The organism is Gracilimonas sp. (assembly GCF_040218225.1).
Lineage (GTDB): Bacteria > Bacteroidota > Rhodothermia > Balneolales > Balneolaceae > Gracilimonas.
This window is the reverse complement of sequence record NZ_JAVJQO010000006.1, coordinates 387,349-413,628: the sequence shown is the minus strand read 5'-3', so window position 1 is coordinate 413,628 and position 26,280 is coordinate 387,349. Positions and strand designations below refer to the sequence as shown.

The following is a 26,280-nucleotide window of genomic DNA, read 5'->3' as shown; positions in this document are numbered from 1 at the left end:
TTTAAGTGGCGGTTGCTTGGGTATTAATGTTTTCTTCATCAGGCATAAAAGAACTTTTTCTTAGTAATGCAGCACTGATCAAGGCAATAATTAAACCTACCGGTAATATTTCTGAGAGAGTCATAAGTATTCTGAAAAAAGTATTTTCGTATATATCAGCATAGAATTGCAGCTGTTCCTGCATAGCTTGTATCTCGGCTTCAGGTTCACCTTCCGCTTTCATATTTTCAATTATAGAGGTTGAATAGGTTTCAATGAAATCTACATCTGATGTTTGGAGATAGACTTCCCAACTTCCAACATATAAAGCACTAGCAACCAAAGCGATGTAGAGACCAACAAGAAAGGCTTTCCCAAACTTAATGACACCACCAAGGTGCTTGTCGCGATATTGTTTTACGCCTACAAATATCATGGATAAAGCAATGATCATAACAAGATATCCAACCCACTCTGAATTGGCATGGATCATGTCATCGCCAGCTAAAGTTGTAAGGAGCATAGCAATTGCTGCATTTATAAGACCGGCAAGAATTCCGAAAACGGCTACAATCTTTTTCATGTTATCTGTTTTAGATTGATTGGTGCCAACAAATACGGAATTCTTGAAGAAGAATACATCACCCGAAAGTATGATTTTGGCTTTTTTTGTTATTTTAAAGCTATTATCGAAATAAAAGGAAGTTATTGTCGAGATTTGTCAGAGAAATTGAAAACTATTCGCTGTTTGTTAATAAAATATTCATGATTGGTTCGTAATTACCATTACTTACTCAATCGAAGAACTCTTAAGCCTCAACGTCATGGGAAATAAAGTGGATTTGTCGAAACAGAAAATATCAGTAGAAAATATAATCAGAAACCCGTCGCCAGCCCGGTTTTATGAAGATGCCATAAAATACGATCCAGGTTCAGCTATTACCGATACCGGTGCGTTGGTCGTTCGTTCAGGTAAAAGAACAGGGAGAAGTCCGGCCGACAAGCGGGTTGTTAATACTCCTGAAATTGAAAAAGATGTATGGTGGGGTAATGTAAACATAGCATTGGATGAGCATACATTCGATATCAATCATCAAAGAGCTACCGATTATCTGAATACACGGGAACGTCTGTATGTGATTGATGGATTTGCAGGATGGGATCCTAATTATCGACTCAAAGTTAGAATTATAGCCGAGCGTCCTTATCATGGACTTTTCATGCACAATATGTTAATTCGGCCTACAGCCGAAGAGCTGGAAAACTTTGGCGAACCAGATTTTGTAGTCTATAATGCCGGAAAATTCCCTGCTAACCGGTTTACCGAAGGTATGACCTCCGATGCCAGTGTGGATGTCAATTTCAAAAGAGGGGAGATGGTGATTCTTGGAACAGAATATGCCGGGGAGATGAAAAAAGGAATTTTCACTGTAATGCATTATCTGATGCCTAAAAAGAATGTGCTTTCCATGCACTGTTCTGCCAATGAAGGGGAAGACCCTGAAGATGTTGCTCTTTTCTTTGGGCTTTCAGGAACCGGTAAGACCACACTTTCTGCAGATCATAGCAGACAATTAATTGGAGATGATGAGCACTGCTGGAGTGAAGACGGTGTATTTAATATTGAAGGTGGTTGCTATGCAAAAACCATCAATTTGTCTGAAGAGAAAGAACCCGAGATCTATAATGCCATAAAATTTGGCACCGTACTTGAGAATGTGGGCTACGATTCAGACACCCGAAAGGTAGACTATGATGATGTATCGATTACTCAAAATACCCGGGCATCTTATCCAATTGAATTTATTTCAAATTCCAAAATCCCTTGCACAGCCGGGCACCCAAAGAACATCATCTTCCTGACTTATGATGCTTTTGGAGTATTACCTCCGGTAAGTAAGCTGTCGCCGGAACAGGCAATGTATCACTTCATCAGTGGGTATACAGCGAAAGTTGCAGGTACCGAAGTAGGTATTACTGAACCGGAAGCAACTTTCTCTGCTTGCTTTGGGGCGGCTTTCTTGGTGTGGCCACCTGCTAAATATGCAGAAATGCTCGCTGAGAAAATGCGAACTCATAATGCAAAAGCCTGGCTGGTAAATACCGGAATCACCGGCGGAGCCTATGGTAAGGGTGGCGAGCGTATTAACCTGAAGAATACCCGCGCCATCATCAACGCCATTCATGAAGGTAAGCTGAATGATGTAGATACAGTGGAAGACGAAGTATTTGGTTTCCAGATTCCAACTTCCTGCCCGGAAGTTCCTTCTGAGATTCTTCAGCCACGCAACTCATGGAGTAATGCAGGTGAGTATGATGCTCAGGCAGAAAAACTTGGTAAACTATTCCAGAAAAACTTTGATAAATACAAAGCTGAAAGCAGTAAAGAAATCATACAGGCTGGACCAAAAGTAGGTGCTGAGGTTTAATCAGAGTTCGATAAACTATCAAACTTCTAACATAAATCCGCTGGTCTGAAAAGGTTGGCGGATTATTTTTTAAGGGATAAGCTTCAGAGAACGGGCTTTCTTTACGGCCATGCTCCTGCGACTGACCTCCAGCTTTTGGTAGAGACTGGAAAGGTGGGTTTTTACAGTATTGATGGAAATAAAAAGCTTATTTGCTATTTCCTGATTAGAATGACCTTTTCCAAGGTGTTCCAGAACATCAAGTTCCCGCTCACTGATACCAAGCGATTTTATAGCTTTTGTATTCCGTTTAAAGGAAGGTTTTTCAGGTTCTTGCGGGGTTTTAGCCGTTAATTTTTTACCAAGCCAAATACCCAGAACAGTAAAAAGAATAGCAATAAGCCCGATATAGACAGGCGTTGGAATGATCTCAACCACATAAAAATATTCGATCGCTTCAATGCTGATAACCCCTAATCCCAGGATCGCACCGTAAATAAGTATTGTTTTATTCATTCCAACAACTCGCGATTCTACAGTAATTCTTCAGGGTTCAATCCTTTCAGGTCATCTGCTACAAACTTACGGCCCTTTCGAACCAACTCTCCATCCAGATAAACATCTGCTCCAATACAAACTAAGTCCCAGTGAATATTACTGGAGTTGCCGTTTGGAGCTACTTCATAGTCTTTACCTAAGGTTAGGTGATTCGAGCCATAAATCTTCTCATCAAAAAGAATGTCATACATCGGACTTTCGATAACAGGGTTCAGTCCAAAGCTAAACTCACCAAATCGTCGTGCTCCTTCATCCGTATCAAGGATGTCTTTAAGTGCTTCGTTATTGGATGAATTAAAATCGACAACTACCCCATCTTTTACTTCTAGTTTTACAAACTCAAATGGTTTGCCGTGGTATACAGAAGGGGCGTAAGAAATAAATCCGTTAACAGAATCCAGTACGGGAGAAGTAAAAAGTTCCCCATCAGGAATATTGCGTTTACCAAAGCAAGGAACCCAGTTTTGCCCTTTTACAGAGAATTTGATGTCGGTTCCTTCTCCTTTAAGGTGAATTTCATCGGTAGCCCGGAGTCTTTTTTCCAGCGGTTTCATGGCTTCTTCAAGCTGGGCGTAATCAACCAGGCAAGCATCGTAATAAAAATCAGCGAAAGCACGTGTTGGCATTTTGGCGTTCATGGCAAAAGCAGCTGAAGGGTAGCGCATAATACACCAGTTTGTGTTGTTAACACGCTCATCGAAGTGAACCGGTTTCAGGAAATGCTCAGAGTATGCCTTATTGGCTGCTTTACTGGCTCGGGAGTTTTCATAGATATTTTGTGAAGCCCGAATTCCAATAAAAGCATCCATCTGCTTCATCAGAGGCAGCTGATCTACAGAAGCCTGATTTTTCCAGAATTCTTCATCACCATTTTCAATCAAAATTCGCTGGGTGTCGGCATCCTCTATCTCAATAAAAGGATATGCTCCCTTCTCCCGGATTTGTTCGACCAAAGCCCGAAGTAAATCAATTCCGTTTAAACCAATGAGCTGAACCATCACGTTTTGGCCTTTCTGAACTTCGGTACTGTGCTCAAGAATAAGGGTTGCCAGTTTCTGATCATTTTGTGAGATCATATTGCAGAATTGAATTAGAAATGATGAATATTGATTTAATAATGCGAAAGTTAAGAGAATTCGCAGACAGTTGAGAGTTATAAAGTTCTTAAAGTGATTTCCTTTTTAAGCATCAACGCTCAAAATATTATTGCACAAGGCAATTTCGGCCGGGTCGTTGGAGGCCAGAAAGACAAGCTTTCCGGATTCGGCTGCATCACTGACGATCTTTGCAACAAGAGTGTGGCCTTTTTCATCAAGGTTAGAGCCTGGTTCATCCAGCATTAATACCTGAGGATTTCGAACAAGAGCAGCTGCCAGTTTAGCTCGCTGTTGCTGTCCGGTTGAAAGACTGCCAAAAAGCTGATCGCTCAGATGTGGGATTTGAACATTTTCCAGAAGCTCTAATAGCTGCGGTTTTTTGATATTGTGCCCACCGGCTTCAACTAAAAACCTTAAATTCTCGATAACGGATAACTCGGAATAAAGATTGATGTACGGAGCAGCATAGCCAATTTGAGCTTTTACCTGCTTTTGGTTCATAGCTTCTTCATGTTGTTTCCAGATTATAGAGCCGGAATTGGGGCGAAGAAGATATGCCAGGCATTTCATTAAGGTAGACTTTCCGCTTCCATTTGCTCCGGATATACCCAGAATTCCTCCGATATGCTCAAAGCTGAGATCCGAAAAAATGGTATGACGGTTAAATTTTTTAGTTAGTTTTTCTACCTGGAGTGAAATCATGCCCTAAAGGTAGCAAGTTTGTGATTAATAAGAATAAGCTTTCAGTTCATAAAATTTGAAAACTATAACAGAATATCTAAATCCTTAATTGTATTGCGAGCCGGCAGGCTTTATTTTCAGTGAAATACCAAAACGATTTATGCATCAGGCAGTAGAAAATATCATCGATCGGCTGATTGGCTCGGTTAAATCCGATAAGCCCTATTATACCCTGAAAGACTGTCTTTCAGCAGGCTTTCCTTCCTTTATCGTTGAACGAATTCGTATCGAGATCAATGAAAAGCTGAAGAAAGAGTTTGTTTTGGAAGACACAGAATGGGCAAATATAGATCAGGAGCTGGTAAAAGATGCCTGGAAAGATTTCCAGCAAGCGTTATTTGCGAATTCACGTATTCCCAAAGATAAGTTCTATGTAGTTACAAGCCGGGTTATGACGGAAATCGTGAAGGTATATCTTGAGCCCCGCCAACACATGGCCGATTATATTTATAAAGGCGAGGAAGAACTGGAATATGAGGAATTAGTCCGTCGCACCGATAAGCTGACCATTTATAAGCACTTTGGGAAGGCCATTCCTCTTTACATGAAGAAGCGAAAGCTGAAAACGCTCGAGAAAAAGCGCTGTAAACTGCTAATTCATAATCTGGATGCAAATCTCGTCGCTTCTTATACTGCTAAAGAATGGGCTCAGGTACTTGAGTTATTGTTTACCCTTTTTGGAGGAGAAATCGATTCTAAACTGATTCAGTTCTTTTTTGAAGACAAAGGTTTGTACCTGACAGCCAAAGCATTCAACGAACTGGATGAGCAAATCACCAAAGAGCGGTTTATTGAAATTCTATCCTATCCGGATTTACTGGATGTGAAGCTACAGGAGAAATTCAGAGATCAGTTCCGCGAAGAGCTAATAGCCCAGAAAAATCGTTTTGATGATCCTGATGAGGAAGAAATTGAGCAAATCGACGAGAAAGAACAGCGACTGCTGGATAGCTTCTTTGGTGATTACAGCGAAGAAGGTCCGCAAATGACAGACGAAGAGTCGTTTAATGCACTTTTTAAATCGGAACAGAAAGACAAATCAATCTTTGAAGAGTTTGAGGAAGTTCCGGATGCTGAGAAGATATCAAAGTCGTTGAAAAGCGGTGACCAAACCGATGAAATCAAAAAATTTCGTGAAAACCTGGTAACCGTGCTTGATCAGGCAGCTCATTCCTTTAAAAATCTTACGGAAGAAGAAAAGGAAGAGAAGAAATCAAAAAAGAAGAAAAAGAAAGCACCAAAGAAAGAAGAAAAGCAGGAAGAGCCAACACCAGCAGAGGAAGAAGAGGATGTGCTGGATTCGTTGGTGGGGGAAGATGAGTCCGACGATTCTTTAGTACAGGAAGAGGCTGATGACAATGAAGAGCAACCGATGTGGCAGCAGTTTATACGTCCTGATCAAATGGATATGTTAATGGGGAGCAAAGGTTCGGATAGTGACGACATGCTCATCGATGAAGAAACCCTGGTTGATGATCTTGTAGATGAACAAGATGAAGAAAATGATGTGACTCCCGACCTGAAAGAGTTTTTGATAAACAACGAAGGGTTTTTTGTAGAAGAAATTTTTAAAGGATCTGATAAGAAATATGAAAAGGCTCTGGGAAAAATTCAGGAGCTTGGCAACTGGGATGAGGCTACAGAGTTCATCGAAAAGAATGTATTTTCGACCAATAAGGTTGACATGACATCTGAAGTAGCGATTGATTTTACCGATCGGCTGCAAACTTATTTTGACGAATATAAATCCTAATCAATACGTTAATTATGGCATCCAATCCAAAAGTAGAACGACTACAGAAACTCCGGGAAGAAGCACTTAAAGGCGGGGGTGAAGCTCGTATCGAAAAGCAACATGACAAAGGTAAACTTACTGCCCGTGAACGTATTGATTTACTGGTTGATAAAGGTTCTTTTGAAGAGATCGATAAGTTTGTGACGCACCGAAGCACAGCTTTTGGACTGGATAAAAAGCAGATTCTGGGAGACGGGGTTGTTACCGGTCATGCCAAAATTCACGGCCGGCCTGTATATATTTTTAGCCAGGATTTCACCGTATTTGGCGGTTCTCTTTCAGAAACCCATGCGGAGAAAATTTGTAAGATTATGGACCTGGCCATGAAAAATGGTGTTCCTATTATTGGGTTGAACGACTCCGGAGGCGCCCGAATTCAAGAGGGAGTATCTTCGCTGGGTGGTTATGCGGAGGTTTTTTGGAGAAATAGTATGGCTTCTGGCGTGGTGCCACAGATTTCAGCCGTGATGGGACCTTGTGCTGGTGGAGCGGTTTACAGCCCGGCGCTTACCGACTTTATTTTTATGGTGGAGAATTCCAGTTATATGTTTGTAACCGGACCTAATGTGGTAAAAACGGTAACTCACGAAGAGGTGACTTCCGAAGAACTGGGAGGTGCTTCTACACACAGCACGAAATCAGGTGTTTCACATTTTTCAAGCCCGAATGACGCTGTTTGCCTGAATGATATCCGGGAATTAATGAAATATGTTCCTCAGAATTGTGAGGAAAAAGTCCCGATGATTGAATCCAAAGAACCTGATTCAGCCAAAGCAAAAGCGCTTGAAGACCTGGTTCCGCTTAATCCCAATAAGCCCTACGATATTCACGATGTGATCGATGGGATTATGGATAAAGATTCCTTCTTTGAGGTTCACAAGAATTATGCGGATAACATAGTGGTCGGTTTTGCCAGACTTGGCGGGCGAAGTGTTGGTGTTGTAGCCAATCAACCGCTTTCTCTGGCCGGCGTTTTAGATATTGATGCTTCCCTGAAAGGAGCTCGTTTTGTTCGTTTCTGCGATGCCTTTAACATACCACTGGTTGTGTTTGAAGATGTGCCAGGCTTCCTTCCCGGAACCGATCAGGAATGGAATGGTATTATTAAACACGGTGCTAAGCTGCTTTATGCTTTTTGCGAAGCTACGGTGCCAAAAATGACTGTTATCACCCGTAAAGCATACGGTGGTGCGTATGACGTGATGAATTCCAAGCATATCCGGGCAGACTACAACGTAGCCTGGCCCACAGCTGAAATTGCGGTGATGGGAACCAAGGGTGCAGTAGAAATTATCTTCCGTAAAGAAATTGCCAAAGCAGATGATCCGGAAGCCAAGCAGAAGGAACTGGAAGACGAGTATAGCGAGAACTTTGCACATCCGTATAAGGCAGCCGAGCGCGGTTATATAGATGATGTAATTCTGCCTTCAGAAACCCGTGATAAACTGATCAAAGCACTGGAAGTTTCTCACAATAAGGTAGACACCGTTCCCAAGAAGAAGCATGATAATCTGCCTCTATAGTATTAAAAGTTGAGAGAGTAGCAGTTTTGGAATAAGTTTGCAGAAAAAATACTATAGCCTTTCCAAATAAGAGTATTTTCAACTACATTGGAATGGCTAGCTTACAACGAATGACTTCAAGTTTACGGTAAATAGTCTTGTGGGTATCCTGATATGAAAATTCCATCTATCTTGATTTATACTCTCTCGGCAATTCTTCTCGCGTCTTGTGCGGATTGGAAACAGAAAGAACGAATTGCTGGGCCCGTATGGAGTGATGATGACTCAGAAATTGCTTTTATCCTGAACAGATATGAATATAGAAGAAATCAACCCACAGGTGGAGATATAAAAAATAAGCAGTATTCTATCTTTTTGACGGATGAAGAATTTGACAGTGATTTCGAGTTAACGGATAACTTCGAAGGCCTGGGTGAAGATCTGTTTTATATGAAAGAGGCTGGTTATATCGTCTCTGGAAGCTTTTCGGAACAATACCATGTGATTAATACTTCTGATGGTGAGTTACTCCAGACTTTTTCACCTGCTGATACTGATATATGCGGAGATAAAATTGGTGACTTTCAAACGATCAATGTGATTCCCTCCATTAATGGAGACCGGTTAGCAGTACTTGAGACACGGTCTGACTGCACCATTGATATTGCTTTTTGGGAAGAAGGAAACGGGCAATGGACCCAGCAAACCATTTTTGATGTGCCCGGTAATGATTTTGATGGGGCAGCATGGATAGGCGGGGAGCGATTATTAGTGAGTGTATGTGAAGAATTTTGTTCTGAGAAGTTTTATCTAATCCATCCTACAGAAGGTGAATCGGTGGTTGGCCAAAGAGATAATTTCCCTGACCCATGTTTGTTTGTCTCTACCGCAAGCAGCTGGATTAACGAGTCGGGACAGTTCGTTTATGTTGATGAAAACCGGGAATTGAGCATAGCCTCTATATGGGAAGACGAAGAATTAATCTCTTCTTATCCTGACTTTAATGAAGAGTACTATCAACCCGGTTGCAGTAATTTTGACTAGTTAAACTGACAGCTATTTTCCTAAAACTCTCGAATCAACCCTTTTACCAACCCTGCAAACACTTCCTTTTTCTGATCCGCCGCTTCTTTCACTTCGGCGTGATCTAACTTTTGGTTGGTAACTCCGGCAGCGGCATTGGTGATCAGGGAAACAGCTGCTGTTTTGACGCCCAGCTTTGCCGCTTCAATCAATTCCGGTGCGGTACTCATACCTACAGCATCCCCGCCCATTTTGCGGAATGCACGAATCTCTGCTTTACTCTCATAGTTTGGTCCTTTTACGTAGAGATAGGTTCCTGTCTGGGTTTCAATGTTCAGATCGCGGGCAATGGCTTTTACTTCCCGGGCATACTCTTCAAACTTTGAACCCCAGGTATTTACGGCTGGCTCTGATACCATCATATATTGCTTAATGATGCTATCGATGATCATCAAATCCCCAACCTGGTAACGAAGGTTTATACCACCAGCTGCATTCGAAATAATGAGTTTATCTACATCAAAAGCCTTAGCAAGCTGAACAGGAAGTACGGTTTTGGCAAAAGCGTGTCCTTCGTAATGGTGAAAACGGCCAGAGAAAGCCAGTACAGACTTTCCTTCCACGTCTCCACAAATCAGAGAGCCGGAATGACCGACGACGGTAGATTGTGGGAAACCGGGTATCTCGGAATATTCAATAGTGAGTGCATCGTGAATGTGTTCCCCGAAAGTTCCTAGTCCGGAGCCCAAAATAACCGCCGAATCAATTTGCTCCGGAAAGTCATTATCAGTCAGAAATTTTTTGATGCTGGTGATGTAATCAGGCAGGGACATAAGACTCAATGTTTTTGGTACTGTACCCGGTTTTCTCGTTATAATCCGTCAGTTTGAACAGAGGATGCTGATCTTCATGATAAGCTAAAATAGTATATCCCTCATCAAAAGCCAGTTTCGCTAATTCTTCACGTTTTTGCTGACTCACTTTAGGTTCGAAGTCATATTTGGCAGCATATTTCCGGTTGATGGCTCCTTTGGTTCCAATTACATCACCGGCCTGCAGGTATTTATGTTCGCCATCATCAAAGAGCAGAACCTGGTGGAATTCAGTATGCCCGCCAATTTTTTTAACCTTCAAGTCAGGATAAGGCTGCTCTTCTTCATCCAGAAAATGAAGATCAGCTTTGGCATCGATGAATGAGACAAAGGCTGTTTTCTCTTCATCGTAGTACTCTTCTTTAGCCATTACCTTCTCCCAGCCTTTTTTGGATACCCAGAGTTTAGCATCAGGAAATGTAAGCTCCCAGTAGCCATTTTCACGATGAGCGAGTCCGCCAATATGGTCATAGTGCAGGTGGCTCAGAAAGATATCGGTGATATCAAATTCAGTGAGCCCATGTTCATCCAGATTTTGACGGATAGTTTCCGGACCAGTGTCTTCCCCGAATTCACCAATCCCACAATCGAATAAATAATTTCGTTCAGGTGTATGGATGAGTACGGGGTTCAGGGATAATTTTAAAGCGCCTTTAGCCGGAGGGTCATTCCGATCTATTCTAACAAATTTCTTATCTAATCCAACGGAAAATGTGCCTTCATACAGCGTGGCAGCGTAGGTTTGCATGTCTTCTCTATCTCTTTGCAACTGAGTAACTCAGTTACTTCTTTTTCTTATTATCCTCAAACTTATCGTAGGCTTTAATGATATCGCGAACCAGCTTGTGGCGCACTACGTCTTCTTCACCCAGGTACACGAAGTCAATGCCATCAATATCCTGCAGGATATTTTGTATGGAAATTAGTCCTGATTGCTGGCGATGGGGAAGGTCTGTTTGGGTTATATCTCCGGTAATGATGGCACGGCTATTAAAACCAATTCGAGTCAGAAACATTTTCATTTGCGTATTGGTAGCGTTCTGTGCTTCATCCAGAATTACAAATGCGTTATTGAGTGTACGGCCTCGCATATAAGCCAGCGGGGCAATTTCAATCACATTTTTAGTCAGGTGAAGTTCCAGACGATCGCGGTCAATCATGTCCTCAAGCGCGTCATACAAAGGGCGCAGGTAGGGATCAATTTTCTCTTTTAGGTCACCTGGAAGAAAACCGAGATTTTCGCCGGCTTCAACGGCGGGACGTGCTAAAATAATTTTCCGGACTTTACGGTTTTTTAGTGCTTGCACAGCTAGGGCTACAGAAGTATAGGTTTTCCCTGTACCGGCCGGTCCGATCGCAAAGACAATATCATGTTCTGCGGAAGAACTCACGATTCTTCGCTGACCAGGAGTTTTGGCCGTTACAGCTTCCCCGTTATGGGTATGAATGATGGTGTCGCCTGTTTCATCCAACGTACGTATTTGGGGCCTGTTTGCCGTGGTTTCCCCACTTTTGAGCGCCACCAGTGTCTTTACATCATCTTCGGCTACCTTACTTTTTCGATCAAGCAGCTCAATCATTCCTTCAATAACTTTGGCGGCTGTATCTACTTCTTCACGGGGACCTGTGAGTTTAACACGGTCGCCCCGGGCATTAAATTTGGTTTCTGGAAAAGCTTTGTCCAAAGCAATGATGTTATGATCATGCAGTCCAAATAAGGCAACAGGATCGGCACCTTTGATTTCTATGACTTGTTCTGAAAGTGTTTTCTCGTCTTCTATAGCAGTATAAATTTTTGAGTGACAGAATAAACCTAAGATAAGAATTTAACAGAAGAAATGATGTACTACTGCTCGGAAAGGTAGTTTTCTGAATTGATTAAACGGGTATGATTGAAAGGGAATTATCTTAATTTCTCAGTCAATTCTTCAAAACGGGCTGTGATATTTTCGGCACTAAAGACGCTGCTGCCTGCCACCAGGATGTCGGCTCCTGCTTTAGCAATTTTTTTGGCATTTTTAAGGTTCACCCCACCATCAACCTGGATAAGAAAGCTCAACTCTTTTTCTTCACGGATTTGAGCCAGTTGCTTTAGCCTTTCATAACTATGATCAATAAAACTTTGCCCGCCAAAACCTGGGTTTACGCTCATTATCAAGACTAAATCAACATCATTCAAAACAGGTTCGATATTGTGAAGTGAGGTTGCCGGGTTTACAACTACTCCCGTCATGATTCCATATTTTTTGATGTTCTGAATGGTCCTGTGAAGATGCGGACAAGTTTCATAATGAACGGATATCAAATCGGCACCAGCCTGTACAAATGGCTCAACATAGTCATCGGGATTTTCAATCATCAGATGAACATCAATAAAGGCTCCGGGTGCAGCGGATTTTGCTGCCTTAACTACACCGGGGCCATAGCTGATATTTGGTACAAAATGACCATCCATGATATCACAATGAATCCAGCTTGCCCCCCCTTGAACCGCGTCATCAATATCTTGTCCCAAGCGTGCGAAATTAGCTGCTAAAATTGATGGTGCGATGATAGGGAGTTCAAAATTCATTGATCAGGATTATTAGGTTGGTTTTGTTGATTGTTAAGGGAATCAGGATTTACACCGGAGTTATTATCCGTAGAGTCGATGATGACAGCTCCACCTTCGCTTTGTTCTATGACTTCAAAACGTTCTGAAATAACAAGCGTCAGGCTTTCACCTTCCCTGAGTTCTTCAGCTTTTGGAGAGAAATCGAGTACTGTATTTGGTACAACATCTTTGGTTGGGCGGAATTGAACCTCACCTACTCTGAAGCCGGCTTCACGTAATTTTAGCTGTGCTTCGGGAAGTCTTAATCCTATAATCTCCGGAACAGTGATGATACGGCTGCCAAACCCATCTCCAACTACAAGATCGATTACCGTACCTTTTTCAACGGTGGTGCCACCTGCTATAGATTGTCTGATGATGGTTTTAAACCGGGATGATTCGTAACTGCGACTTCCTACCTGAAGTCCATAATTCTGAAGCTGGATTTCGGCATTTCTTAGCGACAGATCTACAACTTTTGGGACCACGACCTGAGGTTTTACCTCATTGTTTACCGTAAGGTATATCTTTCGATTTGGTTTTACGATGTTATCAGCGCCCGGGCTTTGATCAATTACATAATTAGCCGGATAAGCCGAATTCGCTCTTCGGTCAGCCACTTCAAACCGAAGGCCGTAATTGGTTAACAAGGCTTCTGCTTCGTCCAAAGAAATGCGGGTTACATCCGGTACCGTAACTCCTTCATTGTAATTGGTATAAGATGGCATGATGATGTTGTCGGCTACATAAAGAAAAGTTGCACCGAATAGCATCAGCGAAAAAATGCCAATATAAAAATACTTGTTGGTAAGAATCTGCTTGAGCATGTGCATAAAATACAGGAACTATAGACGTGTTAAAAGTGCCAGGTTACAGAAAATTGCTCCATCTTCATGAGATTTGTATTAGTCTCAATTCGGCTGTTTTTAAGCTGAACCGTGAACAATGCGTCGAAGGCGGAGACAACATGGTTTACTACCAACAGCTTAAGGATGTTCCCTGCGGCTCGGTAGTTGTCGTTGAATTCCTGTGCACGATCGCGCCCCTGGTAGAAAAGAGTAAAAGGCTCATCCCGCCCATTCCACATATATCTGTACAAGTCAGGGTTTTGATTATTGGCTGTCGTAACCTGTCCATACCAATCTTGCCAGCCCGGCTGATATTGATAGTACTTACTGATCAGTTCATAGTATTGCTGCGATCCATAGTCAGGTAATAAATGCGAAAACTCACTGCCATATCTGTTTTCAAAAACAAAGGGTGTTTCTTGTTCAACCTCATGCAAGAGCCCAATGTTTACTTTAGACCAATCGTTGGTGGTATTACTAAAGTCAGGGTTTTTTCCATCAATATGAGCCTGAAGATTTTCCCAGCCATTATCCAGGTTATTTTGCATGGAGTAATTTACCAGCCATTCGGCATAGGCAAGTACGCTCCAGTTTTGATGGGTAAACTCTTCATAAGCTTTTTCTTGTCTGCGGGCAGTTGCATTACGGTCGAGGTGATAGATGATTCCTACTGCTTCTACAGCAAAGTAAATTCCGGCTCGAACCCATTTACCATTGGCTGCTTGCCCTGATCCGGGAATTATAGCTGATGCAGCAAATGCAATTGCAGGATTGGTGCGGGGGAGTTCCAAAAAGGATGAATTACTGTTTGAAAAGGTATTTTGGTAAGTGAAATCGGAAATATCTATTTCCTGATTACGCTTTTCTTTCGTCTTCTTCTGCTTAAATATCTCATTACTGAAACTGTTCAGCGTTTGAGCAATACTGCCAGCTGGAATGGAGAGTAGGAGGGCTAGTATTAAAGTTATCTGTCTCATAACAGTTCAAAATCAAAGGTTATACCGAAATGAATAAGTAATTCACGCCCATAAGTAACCTTGTTACTTTGAGAATTTGTTATAAAGTCTTCGGGCAAGGTCAGTGTAAACTCGTTGAATCCATAAGAGCCGCTTATAAAAAACTTCAAAGGAAATAAGTAATATCCGTTCAATGCCATTCTTAACTCTGCACCCACACCTGATTTCAGGTTGCTTCCGGTATCATATGGACTTTGCCACCCGTTGCCGGTTTCAAAAAAGAAACGCGCAAAAACTTTATCCAGTATATATGGTCCGGCCTGTTTATTGATGTTTCTAAAAATAGGAGCAAACCAGGAGAGACTGGCGAAGCCGGTTGTAGTTCCACCAAGTGCAAAATAGGGATAGCTTCTCATTCCCATGAACCCACCTACATAATCTGCATAAAAGGAATCTCTGGGGTTGTTGAAGTAGTGAAATCCGCGAACACGAGCCTGGAAAGCCTGATCGCCGAATGTTTTGAATCCATAGCGCATGTGGATTTCTGTAGAATGGTTGTTGGAGGTCTTGAATATCGGTGACAGAGAGCCATCCTTGATTTCATATTCTTCCAATAATTTGGAGGGCTGAAATTGGTAGCGCGCATATCCCTTTAAACCAAGCGGGGCAATGTCAGCATCGTTTGAATACATGTAATAGTCAAAAGTATAGGCGGCTGATAAGGTAGTTCCACGGAAGTATTGTGAAGAAGATCCACTAACCTGGGCTTTGAGTTCGCGGGAATAGAAGTCGTCTGTAGAGACTCGATAAGGGCTGTAAATGATGCCCAGCTCAAGTAAGCTGCGGCGGCTTAGTTTACTTCTGAAATACAAACCAGCTTCCCAGATATCATAAGCTATGTCGACTGACAAGGTATCGGGTTGCCCGCAGGATGTGCATCGGAACTCCTCAATTGATAATCCATCCGATACATTACGTCTGAGATTGTAAATCTCGAGAGCCACAGTAGGCGACCAGCTGCGTTCGATAAATGGAAGTCCCCTATGTTCTGCAATAAGAAATGCATCCCGGTCTAATCCAAATAGCCTGTCGGGACGGAAAAAGCCACCAATGCTCTCGGCAGGCTGTGAAGCTACTCCTACCATTAATCCACCGAACAAACTGAGCTTGTCAATTACGTCGCGCGAAGAAAAATATACGCCGGGTTTGGCATCCCGAAGGAGGTTCTCTCCAAATTGTCCAAATTCCCCATTTTTTATCAAGGAACCGTTGTTGCCATTAACCTGTGAATAGTTATCAAATCTTAGAACGGGGAAAAAGCTAAATCCGGAATAGGTGTCTTCATATTCCCGGTAAGTACGACTGCCTTCATCGTCAATAGTCGACATTTCAAAGTTATAGCTTCCAGTGTCGGCTATGGCTTGCGCTTGCTCGTCAAAAGGACGGATATCGGTGTCATCAAAATCATTAAGCTTGTTGATGTACTCAAAATCACCACCAAGCTCCATCACTCCGTCGGGAAAGGGAGGTTCATAAAACCCAAATTGAGGCTGTGCAAGTAATTTGTTTTCTCCGGATGATTTAATCTTATATCCATCAGCGTGATACTCAGAGTAGTACAGCGTTCCATCTTTTCCAATGTAAGGCATAAATGCACCACCGATTACACTGGTAAGCTGTTGTGATTCCCCGCTGGACAGGGGAACACGAAAGATATTGAAAATACCCTCAGGGTTTGCAGAATAGTACAAGTAGTTGCCATCAGGACCAATATGTGGGTCACGGTAATCGGTATACTTGTCAGCCAGATAGGGGAGAATAACACCGGATTCAATATCTAGAATATAGATATCACGGTTTCCTGAGCTGGCTTTAGCAAAATAGATTTTTGATTCTGTAGGCCCCCATTTTGGAGTAAAAATCGTTTCGCCGTTTTTGTAGTTTGTTAGCTGAGTTACTGAATCCGGATGTTCGGGATGAAGCAGAACCAGATTTTGAGTGCCCTGTGAATATTGAACGGCTATAATTTTGTCACTGTCTTTATTCCAGGCTGGTGATTCTATACGAGCGCTGTGAGTTAGTCGCTTATTTTTTTCGGTTTCGATATCATAAATAAAAATATCGCGGTAATGTTCACCATACTTATTCTTCTTGTTGATGGCATAAGTAATTTTTTTACCATCCGGTGAAAATGAAAATGACGTTTCAAGAAACGTGAGTATAGGTTCTACCGCACTTACATGGTCCTTATGCTGATGAAAATCAAAGTTGTCAATTACAGCCACTTCTTTTTCATCACCGTTTGCATCCTTCAGGTATAAAGAAAGCAACCCGAAATCAACGCCCTTATTTGAAAGGTAGGCTAGCCGGGAACCGTCGGGGGATAGTTGCGGGTAAAAATTAAAGAATCCATATTTTTCAACGGTATCTGAAATGGTTGGTGTGATGTTATCTGTAGCTTTTGCATAAAACTCTTTACGTTCGTCAATCCAGTTTTGGAAGACCTCTTTGCCGGGAATATCAGTAGCAATTCCTATAGCTTCTTCAACCGTGTATACTCCTTTTTCTCCCAGAGCGGAGGTGATTTCTCTGAGTATATCATCCCCAAAACGATTGGCAAGGTAAATAACAAAGGCATAGCCCTGATTGTAAACCGTTTCACGTTCGAGGCTGGTTTTGGATGAGAAAGTCCCCATTTGTTGAAGCGAGAAGTAGGTGTCAGTGAGGATACGGGTACGCAAGATCATATCCCGGTGACTGTCCCAGGTTTCATATAAAAGTCCGGCGGTTTGATATTGAGCCGTTCCTTCAGCCAGCCAGGCTGGAATATTTACTGTTGCAAAAGGCATGGTGATGATGCCATTTGGAAATCCGTATAGAACATCTGGTCTTCGAACATCTTCATAAGATAACCACTGGAAATAGAAAGCTGGTATCTTACGGCTGCGCTTCATTCCTTTTTGAATCTGAATGATATGCACGTATTCATGCGTAATTACATTTCGCAGCCAATTATGGGTTCCGCGAAGAGGGGTATTTAGAGCTGGTAACCAGATATCAATTTTGTTATCAAAGAAATAAGCAGCTCCATTTGAATAATCTTCCCGATCTTTGAGTACAATACTTACCTTCTCATCCGGAGTATATTGATAGAGGCCGGTAATGGGGGGGTGAATTTCTTCTGCGATGCGGGATACAACTTGAGCAGACCGGCTATTCCCCTCCTGGAAATGCACTAAAAAATGTTCGCTTTCAATAGTGTACCAATCCAGATGGTTCATGGGATAGTCATAAAACTGAACATCTGTTTGGGCTTGAGAGGCCAATGGAAGGAATCCAAAAAGCAGACAGAAAACCGAAATTAGTTTAAGACTTCTCATTAGTGCACAACTCCAATTTTAATGAGTTTGGTTTCTGTTTTGCCATCGACAGTTGCCTTCACACGTGCAACGTATCCGCCACTTCCCCAGTTGCTTGTTTGCACCTGTACTTCCTGTGGAAATCCTCCAGACGAGGTAACGGATTGCTCGAAGATAATGCGTCCGCTCATGGTAATTACCGTGATCTGGACGGTACCACCGGGTTCAGCAAGTTCAAAACGAATATTGGTGTGATCTGTTGCCGGATTAGGCCAATTGTAAGTTTCAACTTCGTTGAGTATTCCAAAATCTGAAGAAGGATTGTCTTGACTACTTTCAACACGGGCAGACACTTTGTTAAAAGGAGCAGATCCATAACGCGAAGCCCATTTGGCATCAGTAACCTGGGTTAAATTCCACGATTTTACCGTACCATCGTGGCTGACAGCATACAATGCTCCATTATATATAATAGGGTGAATAGGTTGATTTTGAGCAGATGTGGCTTGTCCAACGTACAATGGGAATCCACTAATTGGCATCCCCTCATTATTATATGCATAAATATTCAGGGAAAGGCTATCCTGTCCTGTTACCAATGTTGCATATTCCGAGCCGGAAGCAATTAAATCAGCATAAAGTGGGGTTCCTATAAATTGCACGCCTTCCGGTGCGTCAACAGGATAATAATTTTCGGTGGTTCCAAGTTGGTTTTTTGCAACAAGCTGATTATTGCTCTTATCAACCCTCAGGATAGAAGCATCATCTAAAATAGCCGGCCATTCTGCAGCTTCTTCTTCAAAAACAGGGAATTCTCTTTGGTCCGATTCGGGGTCAATAAATAGAAAACGATTGTCTTCAAACACATAGAAAACGACACGATTTCCGAGGAGTACAGTTCCGGTGTAAAGCCGGTTTTCACCTGAAACAGGAGAAAATGTAAACCCGCTTAATGATGAAAATGAAACCCCGGAGTCGTCGGCTTCTGAAAATTCACTATCAATTACTTCAGAGCGTTGAAAGGGTGAAGCTCCCTCAGATGTCGGACTTCCATTATCGGCAGTTAAGCCAGCATCAGTGAAATCAGCCACTATATTAGCTCCGGTTTGGGAACTCAGAAATCCCTTGTTTGAAGGGAGTGTGGCAGTCCAGGTAGTATCGAACAGCTGTGTATTTTCATTCCATGAAACAGAAGCTACAGCAATATCAGGGGAACCTTCTTCCGGCTTTTCAGCAATAACCAATTCATTCCCTATGAAAGGTTGTTGAATGGCTGCATCTGAAATCTGGTATTGCATGTTGGCAGGATCAGAAATAGAAAGGGCTGTTACTGACTCCTGTGATGGAACTATCAAGAAAGTATCGGAGGCGGTTTCGAAAATAGACAGAGAGAGTGGGAAATAATTATAGTAAGGATCATCACTGGTAAAATAGCTCTGTGATGAATCCAGTTGTACAGAAAATCGCGATGTATATAAGTCTGAGTTAGGTTCATCAGCACGTATCTTAAAAGAAGCCGTAGGCAGATTATCAGAGAAATCGTATAGCTCAAAAAAGGAAGGGGCTCCTGAGTTACTTCGGTTATTAGGCCGAGTGTCGGCTCCAAACCTGTTTTGATAAAAGCTAATCTCCTGACCAGTTTGCAAAATTACCCGATAGTCATTTTCACTCCACCAATAGTCATATGCTGAGCCAAAGGCTGCGCTGTTATCGAGCGCGCCAGGTACTCCGGGGCCAATATCCTGGGCTCCGTCTGCTTCTTCTAAGTCAACTCCTCGCCGTTTCTCATCTGCATTTACCCGTTCACTCTGAAGCTGCATATTTATCATAGCTTCATCAATATGCCAGATCAGGACTCCTCCGTTAAGCTCCCGGTCATCAGCTGGATTATCTTCATCTTCACCAACATCCAAACCTCCGGGAAGGCTGAAGTCAAAATTGGAAGCGTTAACAAAAGTTCCGGCTTGCAACAAGGTGTCAAAGTCAGATTCCTGGAATACAAAAGCTTCATCCTGATTGGTGAATGTCTGTTGGACTTCAGTTCCATCAGGCTGACGAATGGTTAACGTAATTCCGGTACCATCGGGGTCCCGATGACGGTTTTCGATGAGGAAGTATTCAGAATCAGACAGGCTATATTTAGCGATGGAATTGGGCTGATCCAGCGAGCTGGCAGGTAATTGTATATCGCCCGCGGTGTTTACATCAATTTCAAAAGGGGTTTCCCATCCCAAATACATTTTCTCCCAGGCTGAGGGTTCGGGAGGAAGAAGCCCATTATACGAGAAGAACCCAGCTCCATCCATTAGGCCAAAACGACCAATTGCGGGATCTCCGGTTTCAGTATTGAATAAATCTGGTAAACCTAAATGACTTCCAATAGAAGCACATAACAATCCATTAATTGAAAGTGGAAAGGCAAATTCATTTTCCTGTATATCTAGTCCGCGACGGGTTTGAGTGCGGGGTATAATCATTGAGTTGGTTACACGAAAAGCGCCATTTTTAACGGGAAAGCCAATGAAGGAAGGATCTCCAAGAAGATTCCCAAGATTTTCTTTACGAAGATAAAGGGAGGGAATATCAAAAGGAGTGATGTCGAGGTTGGTGCCGGTGAGTTCAATATCCCGGCCAACGCCTGCATGAAAAATGATAAAGGCTGTTTCTTCGGGAACATCGCTAATCTCATTGAAACCACCTTCAGCTTCTACTTTTTGCCAGGCATCTCGTGCAAGCTCAGCTACTTTTTCGTTGGTGAAAGTTTCGCCGGTTGGGGAGTACTCTTCCATTTTTTTTGGAAGGCGATAGATAGTTGGGAGTACCTGGTATTCAATAGTCAGGTCTCCGTCTGATGATTGCTCATAATAGTTTTTGGCAAACTCGAGATGGGCTTCAAAATACCCTTGGTCATGCGGAAGTGGTTCAACCCGAAAATCTTCGGCATTGGAAAGATAGGGTAGTCCATCCATTCCATCGGGGCCAAAAATACCGGTTCCGGAGGTCAGACGATTACTATCTGGTTGAAATTCAACCATGATGGCGACTACATTCAGAGTTCCTGTAGCATTGAGGTTCTCACTAACTATAGGTTGTGGCTCAGAAATAGCATGAGAACGCTGAACAGAAATCTGCTGTGCGTGGGAGTCGTTGGTCCAAAATAGAAAGAGCATGCTAATGACTAACATGCTCTTCATGAAAAACTTCAAATGCTGCATGTATTAAAAGTCAATAAGCAAACTGAAACGTAACGTGTTGGCAAGTGGGTGATCTTCTTCAAGCGTTTTTATATAACTGAAGTCAACACCCAGAAAGCTATAACGGATACCGGCACCAAAGGTGATGTATTCACGGTCACCGTTTTGTGGATCTTCAAAATAATAACCACCTCGCAGAGCGAATTGATCAGCATACCAATATTCAATTCCGGCTCCAATCATAAACTGTTGCATAAGTCCAACTTCTACGGTGTTTTGACCATCGAAGCGCTCGAAGCTGTTCCATGATTTATACAGTGCCTCAATAGGGCCAACTGCTCTTGTCTCGATAACGGTAGAGTCTCCGCTTTGAACCTCAAACTTATCAGTCCGGGCCATAATCTTGGAGATATCGTTAGCTACGGTAATTCGGTTAATACCTTCATCATCGAGATCGAGATCAAAGGACCAGCCAAAACGTAGTACGGTTGGAAGAGGATCCTTCTGGGCGTTATCGGTGTATTGAATACCAGGCCCCAGATTAGACAGGTTTGATCCAAAACTAAACCGGGCATCTCTTCCACCAAGTGCAAAAATGTCTGTTTTGTATAAGAAAGAGAGATCGACTGCCACACTGCTACCCGGGTTTACCTTTTGGGCTGCAATGGAAGTACCACTTGCTAAACTGGAGTAGATAAGCCTGAGGCTGGTTCCGACACCAAAGTTTTTACTGACCTGGTAACCATAAGAACCACCAAGAGCTACTTCATAACTATTAAATCTTGAAATAGGTTCTGGGCTTGTTTCATCCGTTTCTACCTGTTCCCCCAGATTTAAGTAAGTTAGATGTGCTCCAAAGGTGCCTATACCTTCAACATAATATTTACCTACTACATAATCGTAAAATAGATCACTTACATTAAAGTTGGCTAGCCAATTAGAGTGGGTAATACTGGCTTGATTGGATCCTCTTTTATTGCTTTTCTGGAAGGCCAGACCAGCCGGGTTCCAAAATAGCGCAGATGCGTTGTCTGCGATTGCCACTCCGGTGTTACCCATTCCGGCACCGCGCGAATCCGGTTCAATTTGAAGAAAGGGCACCGCTGTAATGGCAACCTGTGCATATGTGATGGCAGGCATTAAGAATAATGCTGCCGCTATTATGGATACTGTCCTTTTCATAAAAAACGAATTTAAGATAATTGAATATAAGAGATTCAGGGTTAAGTTACGATGTTATCGTATAATTACGAGCTTTTCGACTTGCTCTGTTGTTTGTCTTCCTTTTGGGGTATTTGCTGTAACCCGAAGCACATAAATATAAGTACCGTTACCCAGGCGATCATAATCCCGGTCACGGCCATCCCATGAAATACTGGCATAAGAACTTGTAGTTATGAGTGACTGTTCAATTTGCTGAACCGGTTTGCCACTCAGTGTGTAAACACGAACTGAAACGTCGAGTGGGTTACCGGGTTGATTATGTTCGAAGCTGAAACGGGTGGCATCATTCATCGGGTTTGGGAAGTTGTATACGTTTCTGACGCTTAACTCCTCACTCGATGCTACTTCAAAGAAAACTTCTTCTTCAGAAGGATTATTGTGCACATCCCACGCTCGAACTTTAAGGGTATAACTACCCTCCGGAAGTTGATCCAGAGGGTACTCGATACGCCCCCGCGTGAAATCATTTAAACTGCCCTCATAAAACTCGTTGAGGACGAACGATTGTTGTGGTTCTGTATCGATTGTAGCAATTATTTCATGTCCTACTCCTGTTCCTGTAGTGTTTATGCCAGATTGGTCTTCAAGTTCAATAATTAGTTTTGGTGAACTATTCACCAGGTTTCCGTTAACAAAGCGTTCATCATTCAGAAATACATCCATTTGAGGGCCAGAGCCATCATCTATAGCATCTTCATTTACTCCGTTAAAACGAACTTTTGTAAACGAACCGCCAGCTGTTTGTCCATTATTATTGGCAAAGAAAATAATGCGGCCATTATTATCTGAAAAGCTAATATCCTTCGGTACTATAAATGAAGAATTAAATTCACCATTTGTGATAGCCGCTTTACCTCTGAAAAGAATATCATTCTCGGCTGTGTAGTTACAATCGGTTAAATTACAGTTACCGGATGCGACCCATGAACGATCTGATGGGAGGGGAACATCTCGGGGGGCATCAAGTACTGTTACAACTGCTTCCCCATTATAGTCTGAAAGGATATTCCCCTGAAGATCTTTTATTTGTCCTGAAAGATTGACCTGATCCAGTGCTTGAATGGTCAGGGTTGTATCGGTTCCGTTCTCCGAATAGTCGTTGAGAGATGTTAATTCTGCGTTTTGCTCAGGTAGCCGGAATTTAGTTGCCGGATCACCGATTAAAATGAATTTCTTACTGTTTATCGTAGAAACTACCGTTGTTCCTCCAATACTTGAATTCTTAGTCCGCATAAAAATGTCACCCAGCCTTAAAGGCGTGCCATCTGTATTACGCTCAACCATTCGCTGAGATAATGCGATATTTAGTCCAAAATTATTTCCTGCAGAAGGACTACCACCTGTGAAGACAACCCGGGTAGTAGTAAAAGCACCCACGATTCCGCCATTTTCGGCAAATAATAATTGTTCTGCACCAGATTGGGCATCAATGTCATCGTATCTACCAAACTGGCATGTAGCGGTTACAAATAAGGCTAATTGATCCCTGTTTGAGAGATTGGGTATGTAATTGGTTAAGAAGAGTTCTTCGTCTGAAAGTGTTTGTTCATTGCCATGTCCTGAGTAATTCATCACCAGCGTTCCTTCGTTGAGGGTGCTTATGAATTCTTCAGTGGCCCCGGGTATTTGTCTTCCTGAACCGGTTATTTCTGCCGGGTAGTCAAACTCATAGATCTTTTTAACTCTTAAACCAGGTTCAATATAATTCATGCGTTCTGCGGTTTCGTCTGCATTAATAACATGAATATCTCTATCAGTAGCAGAGGGGAAATCATCGTCTGCAGCAAAGGTCAAAAGATTTTGCCAGTTGCCGGTATTCGCAGGGTCTTCATAGGTTTTTATTTTCTGTACAGCAATGGCGGCTTCAGCCCTTGTTTGGGCTGATATGCGGCCCAGCCCAATATCCATGTAATGAGAGTTACTGGTATTGCCGGTTCCAAAATCACCTTCCGAGTCATCAAGAAAGCCGAAGAAATCATCAGTGGCAAAAGAACGGATTCTTTCCAGAGACTCACTGCTTTGATAAGTGACGATATAATTCTGAAAACTATTTGTTATTACGTTTTTATAGTCGAAGGTGGTGTCACCAAAAAGCAGCAAGTATTTTGGGGGTTCTTGTCCGTCGTTCAGTGCGCGGTCATAAAGGAATTTGGCATAATCACGAATGGCGGAAGGGTCGACAACACCCCCTGAAAATTCATTTAGAATTTGTTGCTGGGTTACAATTACGGGGTTCAATCCGTCATTTTGAGCTCGATAAGAAGCAAGGTCCTCGGCGTACTCCAGAAAAGTTTCAGAAGTAACAATAATGTAATCTGGATAATCTGTAATTCCTTTCAGATTCTGAGGCTGAACTAATGAACCCATCGCAGGCTGATCAAAAGTAGATTGGGCGATGAAACGTAAATCATTACCCGAATAGTAATTGAAGTTGTAATTGCCGTTAGATCCTGAAGAACTCAGTAATTTTGGATTTGTTACATCACTCACATCGAGGATGACGGGCTGGCTGTCAAAACCTGAAAGCTGATATTGCGCAAGTTCGTTTGAGGAACCATTAGCAGGGGAATAGAAGTAAAGACGGTTTTCCTGGGCCTGTAGCTCACGTTGAACCACTACTCGAAACCAGTCTAAAAAGCCTCTTGAACTGGATTCAGTATGGTTATAAGTGGCCTCGGCTTCAATAATTCCATTTTGAATAGTTGGAATAAGGCTGGTTTTAAAAGCGCCTTCAACCCCTGAATCACCTTCGCTGCAATTGTAGCAGTTTCCGCAGCTACGGCATGACAGGCCACGAATATTTACAGTACGAACCTGCTGCCCGTTCACTGTTATTTCAAAATTTGCACTACGTGTAGACCTGCTTACAAACTGAGCCTCAACAGTTATTGGCTCTCCCTGAATTATACCGGCAAGGGTATCTGAGAAGATGGGAATAGAAGTTCCATTGCTTGAGGCTTCAAAACGTCGCCCAAACCAGTATCTTCCTGATTTAATACTTTCTTCAGTTTTATTGAGCTCTTCATCTTTCCAAATGAAATCCAGAAATGAATCTACTGTGCGGGAGGTAGAGGGCGTGGAAATGTTATTATTAACCGCAGATAGCCGATCTCCCGGAGAATCCGAAACCGTTAAGAAAACAAAAGACTGATTGCTGTAAGGGTGGAGGCGGTGTTCAAAGTTAATACTATCCCTCAGTACCTGATGCGGGGAGTTTCCATAAAAAAGAATGCGGTCATTATTGTTAAAGACGCCATCATTCTGGCCTTCAACAATGATAGGAATTTGTATTAATGAAGGACGTGGCTGACTATTTGCCTCTGGAAGCTGGTAACCACCGGTTCCCCAAAGCTGGAAATTACGGGGGTCAGCGGAACTGAGATCGATACCCATCTCTTCGAGATATTCTGAATCAAGTTCATAAATACCGTTTTTACTAATGGGGATTTTATACCAGGTACCATTCTCAAATGAAGAACTGTTAACTTGCTTCGTTGCTTTTAATTCAGGTAATCTGGTATCACCGTCTTTGTAAACCCGGATTCTTAGTTTCCTGAGTATTTTTGTACTGTTTTCACCATACCGGGCAATGTTTATACTTAGCGAACTTACTTTTTGTCCACGGTAAATACCCGGATCGGAAACTTCGATTATAGGTTTTGAATCATCAGAAAGGGCCAGCACGGCTGCTTTTTCAACTGAAACCTTACCACTTTTTGTTGAAACAGCTTGTTCAAGGATTTGATAGCGAGGGGCATTCCCAGAAACCGGAGCCATAATCCCATAGGGAGACATGACTTTCAGGTCTTCATTCAAAAACTCGTAATCCGTAAATGAATCTGTTTCTGCTACTACTTTTAGTTGCTGCGCTATAATAGGTTCAGCAATAAATAAGCAAAGCAAACCACTGATAAAAAGCAGCTTGTTAAGCATAAATGAACTAATAGTTTACTGGTTGAGCGTTCGTAGACGCTTAAGGTTTAGTAGCAGTTTATTCTATAATATATATAGTACTTCGAGTTTAAGTTGACCTGTAAGATAAGAGTTATTCTCTGCGCTGATGTTTAGTTAACGATAATTGAATAGTAGCTTTATTCTATAAAGTAGAGTCGTTTTGTTTCAGGTCAGCTG

General features: G+C 42.4%; 18 protein-coding genes. 4 read left to right on the top strand and 14 right to left on the bottom strand.

What is annotated here, in order from left to right; translation table 11 throughout:
• Position 1 precedes the first annotated feature (1 nt).
• Positions 2-562 (bottom strand): DUF4199 domain-containing protein, encoded by a 561-nt coding sequence (locus tag RIB15_RS09095; RefSeq protein ID WP_350201833.1) that lies wholly within the window; start codon positions 560-562, stop codon positions 2-4.
• 241 nt (positions 563-803) lie between these two features.
• Here RIB15_RS09095 and pckA point away from each other — a divergent pair, with 241 nt between their 5' ends.
• Entirely contained in the window at positions 804-2,408 is a 1,605-nt protein-coding gene (gene pckA, locus RIB15_RS09090; protein ID WP_350201832.1) for a phosphoenolpyruvate carboxykinase (ATP), read from the top strand.
• A gap of 69 nt (positions 2,409-2,477) precedes the next feature.
• On the opposite strand, the gene RIB15_RS09085 is transcribed toward pckA, so the two are convergent.
• The 3 genes from RIB15_RS09085 to RIB15_RS09075 all read right to left on the bottom strand — a co-directional run bounded on the left by RIB15_RS09085 (position 2,478) and on the right by RIB15_RS09075 (position 4,744).
• Positions 2,478-2,903, bottom strand: a complete 426-nt coding sequence (locus tag RIB15_RS09085; RefSeq protein WP_350201831.1) for a response regulator transcription factor — start codon at positions 2,901-2,903, stop codon at positions 2,478-2,480.
• 17 nt (positions 2,904-2,920) lie between these two features.
• Positions 2,921-4,021, bottom strand: coding sequence for an aminopeptidase (locus tag RIB15_RS09080; protein WP_350201830.1), 1,101 nt, complete (start codon positions 4,019-4,021; stop codon positions 2,921-2,923).
• 105 nt (positions 4,022-4,126) lie between these two features.
• Positions 4,127-4,744: an ABC transporter ATP-binding protein gene (locus tag RIB15_RS09075; protein ID WP_350201829.1), complete on the bottom strand. Its 618-nt coding sequence runs from the start codon at positions 4,742-4,744 to the stop codon at positions 4,127-4,129.
• Between the two features lie 139 nt (positions 4,745-4,883).
• Between RIB15_RS09075 and RIB15_RS09070 the strand changes: the two genes are divergently transcribed.
• The 3 genes from RIB15_RS09070 (at position 4,884) to RIB15_RS09060 (ending at position 9,124) form a co-directional block, all read left to right on the top strand.
• On the top strand, positions 4,884-6,536 hold the full coding sequence (locus RIB15_RS09070; protein WP_350201828.1) for a DUF8457 domain-containing protein: 1,653 nt from the start codon (positions 4,884-4,886) through the stop codon (positions 6,534-6,536).
• A 14-nt stretch (positions 6,537-6,550) separates the two neighbouring features.
• Positions 6,551-8,101 (top strand): acyl-CoA carboxylase subunit beta, encoded by a 1,551-nt coding sequence (locus tag RIB15_RS09065; RefSeq protein WP_350201827.1) that lies wholly within the window; start codon positions 6,551-6,553, stop codon positions 8,099-8,101.
• 153 nt (positions 8,102-8,254) lie between these two features.
• Positions 8,255-9,124 carry a hypothetical protein gene (locus tag RIB15_RS09060; protein ID WP_350201826.1) on the top strand — a complete coding sequence of 290 codons (870 nt, stop codon included), beginning with the start codon at positions 8,255-8,257 and terminating at the stop codon, positions 9,122-9,124.
• A 20-nt stretch (positions 9,125-9,144) separates the two neighbouring features.
• Here RIB15_RS09060 and RIB15_RS09055 read toward each other — a convergent pair whose 3' ends face one another.
• From RIB15_RS09055 to porU, 10 genes are all read right to left on the bottom strand, one after another.
• Positions 9,145-9,936: a purine-nucleoside phosphorylase gene (locus RIB15_RS09055; RefSeq protein WP_350201825.1), complete on the bottom strand. Its 792-nt coding sequence runs from the start codon at positions 9,934-9,936 to the stop codon at positions 9,145-9,147.
• Positions 9,923-10,723 (bottom strand): MBL fold metallo-hydrolase, encoded by an 801-nt coding sequence (locus RIB15_RS09050; RefSeq protein WP_350201824.1) that lies wholly within the window; start codon positions 10,721-10,723, stop codon positions 9,923-9,925. Before RIB15_RS09050 ends, RIB15_RS09055 begins: the two co-directional genes overlap by 14 nt.
• Positions 10,724-10,757: 34 nt before the next feature.
• Entirely contained in the window at positions 10,758-11,717 is a 960-nt protein-coding gene (locus RIB15_RS09045) for a PhoH family protein (protein ID WP_350202054.1), read from the bottom strand.
• Between the two features lie 161 nt (positions 11,718-11,878).
• Positions 11,879-12,547 (bottom strand): ribulose-phosphate 3-epimerase, encoded by a 669-nt coding sequence (gene rpe, locus RIB15_RS09040; protein ID WP_350201823.1) that lies wholly within the window; start codon positions 12,545-12,547, stop codon positions 11,879-11,881.
• A complete protein-coding gene (locus RIB15_RS09035) occupies positions 12,544-13,401 on the bottom strand; it encodes a PASTA domain-containing protein (RefSeq protein ID WP_350201822.1) in 858 nt (285 codons plus the stop codon). The genes rpe and RIB15_RS09035 overlap by 4 nt, the downstream gene beginning before the upstream one ends.
• Positions 13,402-13,424: 23 nt before the next feature.
• Positions 13,425-14,393, bottom strand: a complete 969-nt coding sequence (locus tag RIB15_RS09030) for a DUF5683 domain-containing protein (RefSeq protein WP_350201821.1) — start codon at positions 14,391-14,393, stop codon at positions 13,425-13,427.
• Positions 14,390-17,752 (bottom strand): hypothetical protein, encoded by a 3,363-nt coding sequence (locus tag RIB15_RS09025; RefSeq protein WP_350201820.1) that lies wholly within the window; start codon positions 17,750-17,752, stop codon positions 14,390-14,392. The genes RIB15_RS09030 and RIB15_RS09025 overlap by 4 nt, the downstream gene beginning before the upstream one ends.
• The gene (locus RIB15_RS09020; protein WP_502881343.1) at positions 17,752-20,946 is read right to left on the bottom strand and encodes a T9SS-dependent M6-like inactivated metalloprotease; all 3,195 of its coding nucleotides are present in this window, start codon (positions 20,944-20,946) and stop codon (positions 17,752-17,754) included. The genes RIB15_RS09025 and RIB15_RS09020 overlap by 1 nt, the downstream gene beginning before the upstream one ends.
• 3 nt (positions 20,947-20,949) lie before the next feature.
• Positions 20,950-22,107, bottom strand: a complete 1,158-nt coding sequence (porV, locus tag RIB15_RS09015; RefSeq protein ID WP_350201818.1) for a type IX secretion system outer membrane channel protein PorV — start codon at positions 22,105-22,107, stop codon at positions 20,950-20,952.
• 54 nt (positions 22,108-22,161) lie between these two features.
• Positions 22,162-26,082: a type IX secretion system sortase PorU gene (gene porU, locus RIB15_RS09010; protein WP_350201817.1), complete on the bottom strand. Its 3,921-nt coding sequence runs from the start codon at positions 26,080-26,082 to the stop codon at positions 22,162-22,164.
• Between the last annotated feature and the right edge of the window lie 198 nt (positions 26,083-26,280).

Excerpts from the sequence above, each read along its gene's own strand:
- RIB15_RS09055 (WP_350201825.1), bottom strand. The coding sequence starts at position 9,936 with ATGTCCCTGCCTGATTACATCACCAGCATCAAAAAATTTCTGACTGAT.
- RIB15_RS09070 (WP_350201828.1), top strand. The coding sequence starts at position 4,884 with ATGCATCAGGCAGTAGAAAATATCATCGATCGGCTGATTGGCTCGGTT.
- RIB15_RS09030 (WP_350201821.1), bottom strand. The coding sequence starts at position 14,393 with ATGAGACAGATAACTTTAATACTAGCCCTCCTACTCTCCATTCCAGCT.
- RIB15_RS09020 (WP_502881343.1), bottom strand. The coding sequence starts at position 20,946 with ATGCAGCATTTGAAGTTTTTCATGAAGAGCATGTTAGTCATTAGCATG.
- RIB15_RS09080 (WP_350201830.1), bottom strand. The coding sequence starts at position 4,021 with ATGATCTCACAAAATGATCAGAAACTGGCAACCCTTATTCTTGAGCAC.
- RIB15_RS09075 (WP_350201829.1), bottom strand. The coding sequence starts at position 4,744 with ATGATTTCACTCCAGGTAGAAAAACTAACTAAAAAATTTAACCGTCAT.
- porV (WP_350201818.1), bottom strand. The coding sequence starts at position 22,107 with ATGAAAAGGACAGTATCCATAATAGCGGCAGCATTATTCTTAATGCCT.
- porU (WP_350201817.1), bottom strand. The coding sequence starts at position 26,082 with ATGCTTAACAAGCTGCTTTTTATCAGTGGTTTGCTTTGCTTATTTATT.
- RIB15_RS09050 (WP_350201824.1), bottom strand. The coding sequence starts at position 10,723 with ATGCAAACCTACGCTGCCACGCTGTATGAAGGCACATTTTCCGTTGGA.
- RIB15_RS09065 (WP_350201827.1), top strand. The coding sequence starts at position 6,551 with ATGGCATCCAATCCAAAAGTAGAACGACTACAGAAACTCCGGGAAGAA.
- RIB15_RS09025 (WP_350201820.1), bottom strand. The coding sequence starts at position 17,752 with ATGAGAAGTCTTAAACTAATTTCGGTTTTCTGTCTGCTTTTTGGATTC.
- RIB15_RS09085 (WP_350201831.1), bottom strand. The coding sequence starts at position 2,903 with ATGAATAAAACAATACTTATTTACGGTGCGATCCTGGGATTAGGGGTT.
- RIB15_RS09035 (WP_350201822.1), bottom strand. The coding sequence starts at position 13,401 with ATGCACATGCTCAAGCAGATTCTTACCAACAAGTATTTTTATATTGGC.
- pckA (WP_350201832.1), top strand. The coding sequence starts at position 804 with ATGGGAAATAAAGTGGATTTGTCGAAACAGAAAATATCAGTAGAAAAT.
- RIB15_RS09095 (WP_350201833.1), bottom strand. The coding sequence starts at position 562 with ATGAAAAAGATTGTAGCCGTTTTCGGAATTCTTGCCGGTCTTATAAAT.
- rpe (WP_350201823.1), bottom strand. The coding sequence starts at position 12,547 with ATGAATTTTGAACTCCCTATCATCGCACCATCAATTTTAGCAGCTAAT.
- RIB15_RS09060 (WP_350201826.1), top strand. The coding sequence starts at position 8,255 with ATGAAAATTCCATCTATCTTGATTTATACTCTCTCGGCAATTCTTCTC.